Source organism: Alkalinema pantanalense CENA528 (assembly GCF_050753345.1).
Classification (GTDB): domain Bacteria; phylum Cyanobacteriota; class Cyanobacteriia; order Leptolyngbyales; family Leptolyngbyaceae; genus Alkalinema; species Alkalinema pantanalense.
On sequence record NZ_JBLZFX010000060.1, the window covers coordinates 21,727 to 35,153 of the forward strand.

The window sequence follows — 13,427 nt, forward strand, 5'->3', positions numbered from 1 at the left end:
AAATAGACTACGGTAGGAAGCTTGAATTAGAATTGCGCGATCAAAGAATTCGACTCGTAACATTGCTGAAAATTCATAGGGAATACACAGATAGTCAGCGTTAGATAACCAAGAGAATTGAAAATAAAATTAAAAAATTAAATAACAATCAATCTTAGAATAGTTGTTGAAAGACAACATTGAAGGACAAGTGAGTCAAAAATTTCTTTGAAGTCTTTTTCAGTAGATGTACTATCTATAAATTCATCTCAATGATTAAGCGATCGGCTGAAAAATTTGGTAAAGGATTTGCAGGCTTGTTCCGATCGATGCAAGTTGTTCCGGTGGAAGCGAGGCCAATAAGGCAGCTAGTTGATTGCGAATCATTTGGCGCATCGCTTCCAATTCCTGGAGGCCATGATCGGTTAATTGCAACCTGACATACCGACGCTCTTGGGGATCAACTGAACGATCCACATGGCCACTTTGAACTAAGCGTTCGATCGTGGTGGAAGCCGTTGCCTTCGTTACGTCCAGGTATTCCGCTACTTTGGATAGAGAACTCCCTGGCTGTTGTTCTAAATACGCCAAGAGACGAAATTGAGGCACTGACAGGTTTGAATAAGGCGCTTGCCTTATTTCAGCCCGAATCAACTGCATAATCAAAGGCACCGTTTTAATGAGAGCTGATGCGCAGTGCTCAGCGGGAGATATATAAGGAGGATGGCGTGAAGTTTCCATAGTCCAAGACATTGCAATAGGGAGACAAGTGTGTTGACAGTCCTTCAAAATGACTAACACTCCCCTATAATAGCCAATAGTTAGCTTGTCTAACTATTTCCAATGAATGATTTTAATCCCTGGGTTTTTCTGCCTTTTTAGGGGTATGACCATTCCGCGCCCAGTACCAATAGGAATAGCTACAAGTCTTTACCGATCGACATTGGTTGAACAGAATCGGTATTGGCTGAATAGAATCGGTTGCAACAAACCATAACAGAACAAAGCGGGAGACAGTTTAGATTCCTGTACTCCCGCTTTAGGTCTCATTTTCAGTTTGCTGCAAGGTTGCCTCCTTAACCAACCGGACTGTGGGTTGCGTAGTAACGATCCTCCGTTGTTGTGTCCTTCGGGACTTCCGTTCAGCTTCTCTTATCTATCCGCGCTATAGTCCAGAGACTTGCTGCTTTTTGGAGGGGAGGGCTGACTACTTAGCCCACTTATATAGTAGCGAATTGATCGAACTTTAGTTGGCTGAAAGCCTCGATCGTTACAGATTGAAAAATTTCCAACAGTAACAAAATGAGTAATGGAAATCACATCAGCTCAGACACAGAGCATGAAATTTTTAAGGAGATAATAATTTCAATGCTTGAATCAAAGCAAAGCGAACATCTTCTCCTGTAGTCACCAGTTGAATGCCGGGTTCTCCGAGCTTCAGGAAACCTAAATTCTGCTCTCGGCCACTCACCAAGAAATCGGTAGTAGCCACTCGGTAAACCCGTTGAGGCTCCAGCGGTTGGCCCTGAATTAACCAGGCTTGCTTAGCGGCATCAAATTGCACATTGGCCATTTGCAAGTACCCGCCGTTACCGCGATTACTTTGGCCAACCTCCAAAACTTTCTGCAAAATGTCGCCGCGCAGATTGACCGTCAGCACTTTGCCCCCAAAGGGTAGAATGCGAATCACATCGTACTGCGTCATTACCCCTGCTGGAATGACATCATCAATGCGAATACTACCGCTATTGAAAATTGCCAAATCCGTTCCCTGAGTCGATCGCAGCAGGGATTGGGCAATCAGATCCGTTAACGGAGTTGCTTGGTTCCGCACCACGCTTTCTCGCCCATCTAGGGCCATTCGTGTTGTGGCGATGACCTGCTGCGGTTCAAAGCCATCGGCCCGGAAGCCCGCAAAGCCCTTAGTGACCCACTGCTGTACTACCTGCGCAGTTCGCCGATCGTCCGGTAGATCGGCAGTAATATCCCGCAATTCTGACGCGATCGTGAGGCAGCGGCTGGTGGTGTCGTAACTGAGGCGGTGGATGTAAGCCGTTACTACATTGGCATCCGCTTTAAAAATCGGCGTCTTAGACAGGGGACATTGGGCCGATCGGGCGGGGCGCTGAGTAAACCGCCACTGCTGAATATTTTCATGCTCATGGCCACCTAAAATTAAATCTAGTTCGGGAACCGCTTCGGCTAATTGGTGATCTTGATCAATACTCAAATGGGTCACAGCTACTAGAATATCCGCACGATCGCGCAAGTCCTTCACCTGTTGACGGGCAGCTTCCAACACATCCTGATACCGCACATAATCCACAGGATTGGACGCAATGGTTAAACCTATTAAACCCACTCGTACGGTTGATCCCTTGTTTCCTTTAACATTGAATACCACGGATTTAGGCACATTGGGAAAGGAGATACCCGTTCTGTCCAGAACATTACTGGAAAACCATTGAAATTTAGATTCTTTTAGGCGTTGATTAAACTGTTGTTCCGAAATATCAAATTCATGGTTGCCAAAGGTTGCATAGTCGAGTCCCAAGGTATTCAAAACAGCAACCATTTGACGCCCCGCTAAACGATCGCCCTCAACCTTGGCCGTACCCAACGCAGAGGGACTGAGGAAATCTCCGGCCAAAATGGTATAGGTGCGTGGATTCTCTCGCAGCAACTGTTGCCGTAGGCTCGCTAAACGGGCTAAGCCCCCCCGCTGATTGCCTTGCACTGGCGTGATTTCATAGACATCATTGAACTGCAATAAATTAAGCTTGACCACTTCAGCCCAAGCAGGCAAGGCCATACTCCATACGGCCAACGCGATCGCCACCTGTTGTCCGACTCGAACACCTTTCATGGATTTATCTGCTGCTGATCAACCCTTCCATCATAGAATTTCAGCCAGCCCCAGGCACAATCCTAGGTGCAATCTAAAGGAAAATTTCTAGTTAGGGATTGAAACTGGGCCTTTGGCTGTACTCAAACGTACTGCGACTAGTGTTCGAAAATGCCTGAACCCCTTTTAGGGATTGAAACTCAGCAATACTACATGATTCATTAAACCCACCAAGGCCGTTCTTGGGTTCTGGGATCGGTTTCTGCCCAGGGGAATAGCCAAATCGCATTGTCCTGAACAACCACATGAACCAGTTTGAGCGGACGATCGGCTGGCCCCCGCAATACCTGACCCGTTTCATCATACCGAGAGCCATGGCAGGGACATTGAAACTGTTGATCCATTCCATTCCAGGGAAATGTGCAGCCTAAATGGGTGCAATTGTTCACAATTCCCTGGGGATCGATCGTGCCATCCTCTCGTACCGTAAGATAGGTCGGTTCCCCAGCAAGTCCCGCAATTAAAGCACGGGTACCAGGAGCCTCCGCCAAAAGCTGGCTAGCTGGAATGGGATTGCCAAGGATATCTTTTGCTAAGGATCCTCCGTTCGCACTGGTTTCCTTAGGGGGCACGAAAAATTGTGCCGCAGGGGATAATGCCGCACCGATCGCGCTGGCAACAACGGCCCCCGTTAGGAAGTTAAGAAATTGGCGACGCGATAAAGATGGCTCATTGAGGGAAAGATCGGGATTCATGGGGCGTAACTCCTAGAAAAACGGAAGGATGGCCATTGACCATCCCAGGGTTGTCATGGTCTGTTTTATATTCTGTGGAATCTGATTAGAGTCTCTGGTTCTCGGGCATCAGATAGATACTAATTAGAATTAGTTCGATGGCAGGTATTCATTCCCAGTAAGGCATACAGGCCACAAAATCCGAAGAGTCCAGTTAAGCCCAGAATTCCTGCGGCAATATCAAAAGCAATGCCAACGGCAGAGCCTGCATAAACAATCAAACCTAAATAGAGGAAAATGCCTGCAAATAGTAAACGAACTAAACGATCGACTGTACCTACATTACTCAACATATCAACTCCTAAATTCTAAAAAATCGAAAACACAAACTCGATAGGATTTCACAATTTTCCGGAGCAGGGTAATTCTCCCGACTGCTCCCTGCACTTATCCCCGTAACCAACCCCGTGACGGATGAGTGCATGAATCCGATAGTTCTCTCCCCAGTCGCCGTGAGGTTAGGCTTCCTGACTAGAAACATGAGGGTGAAGGGAGGGCAAAATCATCCTTGAAATCAGTAACGCTGCGGATATACAGGGGTTCAATGAAATCCTACTATTCAACAGTATAACTAAACAGTTGTAAAAGCAAGTTTTTTATGCTATTAAATAGAGAGTAGGTTCATCCTCAAAGGGCAAAGCGCCGACTGCTGCGAACGGAGATGGATTGATCTGAGTTGATCGAGACAGGGATTCTGGGTAGATCAATGGTTTGGAAGGCTAGACAGTGGCTTGGAATCTTAAATGACGATCATGATGGCAGAATTTAACTGGATAACGGCGTTGTTAGGTGGTTTGCTGATTGGAGTCAGCAGTACGATTTTGCTGGCCTTCAATGGGCGCATTGCTGGGATTAGCGGCATTGTGAACGGCGCGATCGAATCGCCCCAAAAGGAAGCTTGGCGATCGCTGTTTCTGCTGGGAATGCTGCTAGGTGGTGCAATTTATGAGTATGGAGTGGCGACTCATCCGACACCAACTTCTAGCTTTGCACCTTGGGTGATGGGAATGGGTGGCGTGTTAGTGGGTATTGGAACTCGCATGGGAAGCGGTTGTACCAGTGGCCACGGGGTTTGTGGTTTGGGGCGACTTTCAGGACGATCGCTCGTAGCAGTCCTGACGTTTTTAACCACTGCTTTTATCACGGTGTTTATTATCCGGCATGTCGTCAATTAATAAATGTATTGAAACCATGAACATCCTTCAACAACGCCAACGGAGACGCATTGTGAAACAAAATGGCATTGCATTGCTTGCAGGAATTCTCTTCGGGTTGGGATTGGGACTCTCGCAGATGATCGATCGTAATCGTGTGTTGGGTTTTCTAGACATTGCAGGTCGATGGGATCCCACATTACTCTTCGTATTGGGCGGGGCTGTAAGCGTCACGATCGTTGCCTTTCGCTTTGTCTTGCGACTGCCCCATCCCTGGTTTGCAGAAAAATTCTACCTACCCACAAAACGAGAAATTGATCTCCCCCTAGTGCTGGGAGCCGCCATTTTTGGGGTGGGCTGGGGCATTGCAGGGTATTGCCCAGGGCCAGGAATTACAGCTTGGGTGCTGGGAAGTTGGAATCCTATGCTGTTTATGCTGAGTTTTGTCGTGGGTTCCTTCGCCTATAAGTGGTTTTCTACGATCGTGAACAACTCACCCAAACGCTTCTCCCCAAGCGACCAATAGAAAACCTCCCTCAACGGAAAAGCCAGGTGGTAGGTGACTGAAAATATACAAAAAGGAGGTGGCCTAAATAATACTATTTGGTAATATAATAAAGCTAGTAACTTGTCCATCTCATGGTCAAGCCTATAGCTCAGCTTGCCTCTCGATGAGCTTTTCAGTGCATCCGACGGGGATCTAGCTTGATTATGCGGTCTTGAACTCCTATCTCTTTCTTTGTATCCCTGAACTCCTATGCCTCGTAAAGCGATCGTCCAACCCGTAATTCAACCTGTTCCATCAATTCCCGTGTCTACAGGTCTTGTAGCTTCCGATGATTGTGGCATCTCAAAGCTGTCTCCGGCGGCGTTGGGTTTAATGGCAGAGTTCTTTAAAGTTCTCTCAGAAGTTAGTCGGTTGCAGATTGTTTGTAGTTTGAAGCAGGGATCTAAGAACGTCACTGAAATTATTGAAGAAACGGGGTTGGGACAAGCCAATGTTTCCAAGCACCTCAAGATGCTGACTCAGGCTGGAATTGTTGCCCGTGAACAGCAAGGTGTTTGTGTTTACTACAGCATTGCGAATCCATTTCTATTTGAGCTTTGTGATTTGGTCTGTGATGCGCTTTCTATCCAAATGGAGCAACAAAGCCAGCAATTGCAACAGCTAACGACGCTCCGGCAACTCCGTTAAAAAACGTCTCGGTTAACTTGATCACTGGATTAATCCAGTCACTAGGTCAATCTAATCACTGAGGTTAATCCAATCACTGAGTTACAGACGAGTAGTCGGGCTTCTCCAAGGATGATGAGCGCTTCAGTGTTTTGTCTGCAATCGATCGCATCACCCAATTATCCAGGAGAAACAATATGTTATTCCGTCAACTTTTTGATCGGGAAACTTGGACTTACACTTATCTGATTGCTGATCTCAATACTAAAGAAGCTGTTTTAGTCGATTCTGTTTTAGAACAAGTGGAACGGGATCTTAAACTGCTGAATGAATTGGGTTTGACGTTGAAATATTGCCTAGAAACCCATGTCCATGCTGACCATATTACGGGAACGGGCAAACTGCGGGAACTGACGGGCTGCGAAGGCATTGTGCCTGAACATGCAGCAGTAGCCTGTGCGAACCGAGAAATTCAAGACGGCGAAACGCTGACTGTGGGAGAAGTGCAGATTCAAGCGATCGCCACACTGGGTCATACCGATAGTCATATGGCCTATCTGGTCAATCGCACTCATGTATTAACGGGAGATGCCCTTTTTATTCGGGGTTGTGGGCGTACGGATTTTCAAAGCGGGGATGCAGGTACGCTCTATGATTCTGTAACCGAGCGGCTGTTTACCTTGCCGGATAGCACATTAGTCTATCCCGGCCATGACTATCGCGGTCATGCGGTATCCACGATCGGTGAAGAAAAGCAGTGGAATCCTCGCTTCATAGGACGGACTCGGGACACCTTCATTGAATTCATGCAGAGTCTCAATCTGCCCGATCCGAAAAAAATTATGGAAGCCGTCCCGGCCAATCAAGCCTGTGGTCAAGTGGCGACGGTTGGCTAAAGAGACAGTATGAAAGTAAAACAGGGTTTCTTCCGACAGGGGGTATTGCGATCCCCCGTATTACGACAGTATCTCCCGGTTCTCAATTGGTTGCCGCGCTATCGGCGTCAGGATTTAGTGGGGGATCTAACCGCAGGCATTATTGTCACTAGCTTGTTAGTTCCCCAAAGCATGGCCTATGCACTATTAGCGGGTTTGCCGCCCCATATTGGCCTATATGCCAGTCTTTTGCCCCCGTTTCTCTATCCGTTGTTTGGTACCAGTTCTGTCTTAGCGGTGGGACCAGTGGCAGTGGATTCTCTAATGGTTGCGACTGCCATTGCTAAACTAGCTCCCCAGGGTAGTGCTGACTATTTATTGCTAGCGACCTTGTTAGCATTTCTAGTAGGCGCGATCGAACTGTTACTGGGAATATTTCGCTTAGGCTTTTTAGTGAATTTCCTGAGCCGATCGGTGATTTCTGGATTCATTAGCGGTGCTGCCTTAATTATTGGTTTGAGTCAGGCCAAACATTTACTCGGTCTCAAAATTCCCCATACAGAAACAGTTCTGGAATTGGTGCCCCTGTTGCTTGGAAAACTCAATCAAGTCAACTGGAGTACGCTAGGGTTGGGCCTCGCGAGTTTGGCCATCCTGCTGTACTGCGGGAATCCATTAGTGAAGCAACTGCAACGCCGGGGCTGGAGTGACCAAACAATCTTACCGTTATCCAAGGGAGCACCCTTGCTGGTGGTGGTACTGGGCACAATCATTGTTTGGGCATTGCGCTTAGATCAAACCCTCGGTATTAAAGTGGTCGGTGAGATTCCAGCCGGTTTACCCAGTTTTCAATTGCCGATCGTGTCCGGTTCGACATTGCAAACCCTCCTGCCCGTGGTACTCATGATTAGTCTCGTGGCCTATATGGAAGGGTTTGGCAGTGCCCAAGCGTTGGCTAGCAAGCGCCGAGAAAAAGTGGACGCGAACCAGGAATTAATTGCTTTGGGGATGGCCAATTGGGGGGCGGCGTTGGCGGGGGGCTATCCCGTCACGGGGGGCCTCAGTCGATCGGTGGTGAATTTTTCAGCAGGGGCAAATACTGGGTTAGCCTCAATCATGACTGCGATCTTTGTCACGATCACGGTCATGTTTCTGACATCATTGTTTTATTTTCTACCGCAAACCTGTTTGGCTGCCATTATCATCATGGCGGTTTATAAGCTGGTTGATTTTGCGACCCTACGCCGCATGTGGAGCTATGACAAAGCCGACGCGATCGCTTGGTTAATCACCTTCACTGCCGTCCTAGGGGTTGGTGTGGAAAAAGGCGTGATTTTTGGGGCTGTGGTGGCCTTGGCGTTGCATCTCTGGCGCACAAGCCGCCCCCACATCGCGATCGTCGGTCGATTGGGACAAACCGAGCACTTTCGTAATGTCCTGCGCCATCCAGTGAAGACCTGCCCCACGGTTTTGGCGGTACGCATGGATGCCAGTTTGTATTTTGCCAATGCTCGGTTTTTGGAGGATTTTCTGCTGAAAACCCTTGCCCAGCAGCCTGCGGTGACCACTGTCTTATTAGTGTGCAGTGCGATTAATTTAATTGATGCGAGTGCGTTGGAGGTTTTGGAAAATCTGATTGCGGACTGGAATCGATCGGGCATTCAGTTATATCTGTCTGAAGTGAAAGGCCCCGTGATGGATAAGCTAGAAAAAGTGGGATTTGTCGATTATTTAGGGCGGGATCACTTCTTTTTAACCACCGATCAGGCGATGCGACAGTTAGGGGGCATCTAATTCAACACTATGGATCGAAATTGATCAATCAATTTAGTATTAAGGATCACACAAAGCGAATGCTACAGCTTTCTTAAAATTCGGCTAGTCTTAGTGTCGTTAATTTATAATGATATATACGCATACAGCCTATATAAAAGGGCTTAATGAGGTAGAGATATGTGGCACTCAATATCCCCTTCGTCCGTCGGCCTAAGAGCACGAGTTTCGGAGCTAGCAGCCCATCCCAGCACTAAAGTCATTGCAGTAGGCGTTGCAACGGTAGCCCTTACTCCAGTTATTTTGCCCTTAGTGAAACCCCTGCTCAAAACAACAATCAAAACAAGCTTAACCGTCTTGGAAAATACAAAAGCGTTGTTGGCTGAGACCGGAGAACTTCTTGCAGATATTGCGGCAGAAGCCAAAGCGGAAGCATTAGCGGAATCCGAAAAACGAATGACATTTCAACCATCGGTGTCCAAGGAACCCCTTCCTCAGCAGCCTGTGTTAACCCAAAGCGAATAGAGAACAGGGATCTGAAGAATTCAAGCCAATTAGAGAAAGCGTTAACTTCAGATGAATGATAAACCAGGGAAACTCAACCTATTTCCCTGGTTCTGTTTTGGTCATGAAGCTACAGCATCGAGCACCAACCAATCGTTGACCAACCAATTGTTGACCGACCAATCGTTGAAGGTTGCGTAGAACAGTGCCATCGACAGAGGTCTGAAGGAGATTATATCTGAGGCAAATTATGCAGGGAGATTATGTAGGGAGACTGGGTGAGAGGCCATTGGGTAAACCGAATAAGGGACTAAAGAGTTGCGAGAGGAAGACTCTGTAGCATTCATTTGTTGCGACTGAATTTCAGTCACCCATTGGGATAAGGGCATGTGGAGATGTCCCGATCGTGCCGTATCGTGAAGGGTTCGCCGGGATGCTGTGGAGGTTTTGGTGAGAGGAGCAAACAAGGTAGGAGCCAAGAGGAGAAGACCTAAACTCAACCAGGTTAAGGGATGATTACCATGACCATCTTCCAAGATCTCCTTCAAGTGGAAGGTTAACACTGACTTTTCAAGGTGAATTAGAGACATAAACAGTTCCTAAGCAAGGGAGCAAAGAATCTAACTTCAGGTTAACAGTCTTTTTAGCTTATTAGAAATATCTTGTAATAGTAGTGATTACTAAATCCATGGAACATGCCATTGCACTACACCATTCTAGGGTGCAGTGGGAGGCATTATGAATTGGATGATTGTTCCATCTGATGTTGTAACAGTGGACGTAAACTGTTGAGTCCAGCCGCGATCGCCGAACCATTATGAATCGCAGTGGCTGCGAGGGGATTCAGACCCACCGTGGTGGCTAAACCGAGATCAATCAGATTGGGCGCAACCACAAGGGTTGTATTTTGGTCAATTAGGGCACGGGTTTGCTGGGAGATCGCGATCGCTTCTAGTAAATCCAGCAGATTATTATTCATCAGCACCACATCTGCCGTTTCTCGGGCAATTTCCGAACCATGCTCAAAGGATACGGACACATCCGCATAGGCTAGGGCCACGGAATCATTTAACCCATCACCCACAAAGGCCACAGTCCGCCCAGAACGGTGTAAATTACGCACAACTCTTGCCTTATGTTCAGGAAAGGCTTCCGCATACACCTGCTCGCTAGGAATCCCCAATTCCCGCGCGACTTGGTTGGCTCGCTGGGCATTGTCTCCCGTTAAGAGATAAACCTCAATTTGATAAACCTGTTGCAGGGTTTGAATCAGACGATGGCTTTCTGCACGGAGGGGATCGGTGTATTGAATCACGCCCTGAAATTGCTGATCACAGGCAATGTAAATGGCGGAGTCATGGGAATCTGGGTCTGCGCACAGACCCAGATTCCCCGTCACCCCCGCCCGTTGCAGAAATGCATGACTACCGACCAAGACTTGCCGATTTTCAATCTGGGCGCGCACCCCAAAACCCACCTCATAACTCCATTCCTGACGCAGAGGAATCTTTAAATGACGTTGCTGGGCATATTGGACGATCGCTTCTGCCACAGGATGATTCAAGCGCTGTTCTGCTGCTGCTGCCAATTGCAGAATCGTATCAGCGGGTAATCCTCCTGCCACCGTTCGCACACCGGTAATCGAAATTGCCCCTTGCGTTAAGGTTCCAGTTTTGTCAAAAACGATGGTATCGACTTCAGCGAGTTGTTCTAGGGTTCGTCCACTACGAACTAAAACACCATGGCGAGTGGTGTGGTTCAGAGCACTGAGAAATGCGGTGGGAATAGAAACCCGAATTCCTGTGACAAAATCTAGGGTCAAAATTGACGCGGCTCTGGCGGGATCACGGGTGAGCAGCAAAACCAGGGTCGCCAAGCCCAGCGAGGGGAAAAGCAGTCGATCGGCCACCTTTTCTGCATAGTTAGACATTCGAGTGTCGTACACCGGAGCCTTTTCCAACAGGGCCAGACTCGCAGCAGCACGGGTTTGGTTGCCGACTCGATCGGCCCGCACATAGATTTGCCCAGAGCGCACCAAGGTGGAGGCTAGCACGGATTGTCCAACACGACGCACCACGGGCATCGCTTCTCCCGTAAGACTTTGTTGATCCACAATAGCCTCACCTTGAATCACGGTGCCATCCACAGGAATTTGCTCACCGGGATAGACCACCACCTGATCGCCCCCTTGTACCCGATCGCTGGGGACTTGCTGGGGTGGTTGATCACCATATTTCACCCAGGCATAGTGTCCAATGGCATCTCTCAAGTTCATCGTCCGCACCTCAGTCGATCGAGCAGTTTGCTCCCGGATGACATCCCCCAATTCATGCAATGTAATAACCAAGGCTGGGGTCAATAATTTTCCCTGCAAACTACTTAAACTCAGGGCAAGGACATCCAAACAATCAATGTTTAATCGTTGTTGAATGAATAGGCTTTGTAAGGCTCGCTGCAAAATGGGCAAAGCCGCCGCTAGCAAGGTTGTCATAGCTAGGGGCCGGAGCAAGGTTAACGGCGGCAATTGGCAGATTACAGCCAATAGGGCTGCACTGGCTGGCAGACTCAGGCTAGACCAGGGCGAAGTGTCGCCGGGAGGGGCATGGGTCGGGAACTGGGGAGCCAGGGCTGTTGCGGTTGGCGTCGCTGCAGATTCCGTAATTGGAGGTGGGGGAACCATGGAGATCGCCGCCTGAAACCCTGTCTGCCCATGGAGAAGTTGTTCATTTAACCAAGTTTCAAGGGAATCTGCAATGGGATGGTGGACTTCATAATGAATGATCAGCGATCGAGCGGATAGATTAATCCGGATCGCAAGAATGCCAGCAATCCCCTTAAGACGTTGGGCTAATTGAGTGGCGATTTGAGGCTGTCTCGCTAGTTGGGGAATGCGAAATCGCGCTCTGCCGGGAATAGCATGGACTAGTTGACAAGTCAGGAGATCCCGAGGACGGGGCGGGGTGGGTTGACGGGCCAGCAAAGAGGCAAAGGTAACCATGACCTTAGGACTGAGGAGGGGGATCGTTGGGATGGGAAGAAAGTGTTTCGGCTTGCTCTAAAATCTGTAACAAGCGCATGCCTAACTCCAATTCGGAGACCCCAACACCATCGTAGTGAATCACTAAGGAAGCAGCGGCACGGTTTAATCTGACACTATTCACCCGCTCATCCGCTCGTAATAACTTTTCCAAGCGCTTAGCATAGGCACTGTCCCTGGTAATGCGAGGAATGCGTAACCGAATGCGTCCTAGCGTGGAATGGACGATCGTGTAATCATCCACTGTTGGCGCAGCAGTGCCATTGGGATGTTGGCTATTGGTGAAAGGGATATCGGTTACAAACGGAGTGGGGGTAGATTGGGATTGTTTTTTCAGTTGGATGACGCCTTGACGAATGAGCGCCGCGATCGCTAAATTCGCTAATAGAGCAGACGCTCCCCGCAGTTGTAGACGGCTGGTCACAAATAGCCCTGCCAAAACTGGTAAAATGGTTGCAATTTCCCCATATTCTTCTAAAAAATGGCCGATCCGTGGAATGAGATCTAACGTCTCTGAGGTTTGGGGTTGTGGGATTGCTGCAGCATCAGTCATGGTGAGTCATCCTCCCGATATTTCATCAAAATCCTCAAGGGTTGGGGCATTACCTAGCGTCAAGCAGCGAGGGGGAATCCCGATAACACCTTCCCCGTCTCTGACCGCCTCGTGACCTTCGCCCCCGGCGCTGAAAATCCCCTGGAGTTTCACGGGCTGCACAGCGTTGAAACGCTGGGAGATGGTTATTTTGAGAGGCACGTTGCAGGTTTAGAAACACAGTTTGTACATCTGGATATCCCTGGCTCAGATCAAGCAACCGATGATAGAGTGCGGCATTTTCAATTTCTGCCTGCACTCCTTGCTGGCAAGCTTCCTGCACCGATGCAGGAATTGCCACACATCCGTCCCAGGGATCTTGGGGAATGGGCAGCCCATATTTTCTAAAGAGAAGCAGTAGGGCCTGGATATGGCGCTCCTCAGACTCAATGATATTGACGAACGGTCGAATGTTTCCGAACTTGTCCAATATTGCTCGATAAGTAGCCCGCGCTTTATATTCGTCGTTCAGGGCTTCGATTAAGGCAGTGTTTAGGCGTTCCACAATGGCTCCCTCCAGAAAACGTTGAGTTTCAGGCCAATGGCAACAGGACGATTATGGTTGGGCGATCGGTGAGGTCACAGTCCTGCTTGACTGACAAAACTAGAAAGCCGGAATGTGCTTGAGGACAGTGAATTCACGCTGCAAGGATTGTTCCGATTGACGGTATGAAGCCATAGTGGGTTCAGGGTCTGGAGC

At 48.5% G+C, this 13,427-nt stretch carries 13 protein-coding genes; 6 read left to right on the top strand and 7 right to left on the bottom strand.

Annotated elements, in window-relative coordinates; all coding sequences use genetic code 11:
• Positions 1-255: 255 nt before the first annotated feature.
• From ACN4EG_RS17905 to ACN4EG_RS17920, 4 genes are all read right to left on the bottom strand, one after another.
• Complete coding sequence (locus ACN4EG_RS17905; RefSeq protein WP_431631466.1) at positions 256-588, bottom strand: MarR family winged helix-turn-helix transcriptional regulator; 333 nt, start codon at positions 586-588, stop codon at positions 256-258.
• Between the two features lie 739 nt (positions 589-1,327).
• Positions 1,328-2,845 (bottom strand): bifunctional metallophosphatase/5'-nucleotidase, encoded by a 1,518-nt coding sequence (locus ACN4EG_RS17910; protein WP_431631467.1) that lies wholly within the window; start codon positions 2,843-2,845, stop codon positions 1,328-1,330.
• A 200-nt stretch (positions 2,846-3,045) separates the two neighbouring features.
• Positions 3,046-3,579, bottom strand: coding sequence for a cytochrome b6-f complex iron-sulfur subunit (gene petC, locus ACN4EG_RS17915; protein ID WP_431631468.1), 534 nt, complete (start codon positions 3,577-3,579; stop codon positions 3,046-3,048).
• Between the two features lie 119 nt (positions 3,580-3,698).
• Complete coding sequence (locus tag ACN4EG_RS17920) at positions 3,699-3,911, bottom strand: YgaP family membrane protein (protein ID WP_431631470.1); 213 nt, start codon at positions 3,909-3,911, stop codon at positions 3,699-3,701.
• Positions 3,912-4,361: 450 nt separating this feature from the next.
• Here ACN4EG_RS17920 and ACN4EG_RS17925 point away from each other — a divergent pair, with 450 nt between their 5' ends.
• From ACN4EG_RS17925 to ACN4EG_RS17950, 6 genes are all read left to right on the top strand, one after another.
• A complete protein-coding gene (locus tag ACN4EG_RS17925) occupies positions 4,362-4,793 on the top strand; it encodes a YeeE/YedE family protein (protein WP_431631471.1) in 432 nt (143 codons plus the stop codon).
• Positions 4,794-4,809: 16 nt separating this feature from the next.
• Positions 4,810-5,298: a DUF6691 family protein gene (locus tag ACN4EG_RS17930; protein ID WP_431631472.1), complete on the top strand. Its 489-nt coding sequence runs from the start codon at positions 4,810-4,812 to the stop codon at positions 5,296-5,298.
• Between the two features lie 231 nt (positions 5,299-5,529).
• The gene (locus ACN4EG_RS17935) at positions 5,530-5,967 is read left to right on the top strand and encodes an ArsR/SmtB family transcription factor (RefSeq protein ID WP_431631473.1); all 438 of its coding nucleotides are present in this window, start codon (positions 5,530-5,532) and stop codon (positions 5,965-5,967) included.
• A gap of 176 nt (positions 5,968-6,143) precedes the next feature.
• Positions 6,144-6,842 carry an MBL fold metallo-hydrolase gene (locus tag ACN4EG_RS17940; RefSeq protein ID WP_431631474.1) on the top strand — a complete coding sequence of 233 codons (699 nt, stop codon included), beginning with the start codon at positions 6,144-6,146 and terminating at the stop codon, positions 6,840-6,842.
• 9 nt (positions 6,843-6,851) lie between these two features.
• On the top strand, positions 6,852-8,615 hold the full coding sequence (locus tag ACN4EG_RS17945) for a SulP family inorganic anion transporter (RefSeq protein WP_431631475.1): 1,764 nt from the start codon (positions 6,852-6,854) through the stop codon (positions 8,613-8,615).
• A gap of 159 nt (positions 8,616-8,774) precedes the next feature.
• Positions 8,775-9,119 (top strand): DUF5132 domain-containing protein, encoded by a 345-nt coding sequence (locus ACN4EG_RS17950; RefSeq protein ID WP_431631476.1) that lies wholly within the window; start codon positions 8,775-8,777, stop codon positions 9,117-9,119.
• 715 nt (positions 9,120-9,834) lie between these two features.
• Here ACN4EG_RS17950 and ACN4EG_RS17955 read toward each other — a convergent pair.
• The 3 genes from ACN4EG_RS17955 to ACN4EG_RS17965 are packed head-to-tail and all read right to left on the bottom strand — an operon-like array spanning position 9,835 to position 13,232.
• Positions 9,835-12,096, bottom strand: a complete 2,262-nt coding sequence (locus ACN4EG_RS17955; protein WP_431631477.1) for a heavy metal translocating P-type ATPase — start codon at positions 12,094-12,096, stop codon at positions 9,835-9,837.
• Positions 12,097-12,100: 4 nt separating this feature from the next.
• The gene (locus ACN4EG_RS17960) at positions 12,101-12,688 is read right to left on the bottom strand and encodes an HMA2 domain-containing protein (RefSeq protein ID WP_431631478.1); all 588 of its coding nucleotides are present in this window, start codon (positions 12,686-12,688) and stop codon (positions 12,101-12,103) included.
• Positions 12,689-12,737: 49 nt separating this feature from the next.
• Positions 12,738-13,232 carry a ferritin-like domain-containing protein gene (locus tag ACN4EG_RS17965; protein ID WP_431631479.1) on the bottom strand — a complete coding sequence of 165 codons (495 nt, stop codon included), beginning with the start codon at positions 13,230-13,232 and terminating at the stop codon, positions 12,738-12,740.
• Positions 13,233-13,427: the final 195 nt, after the last annotated feature.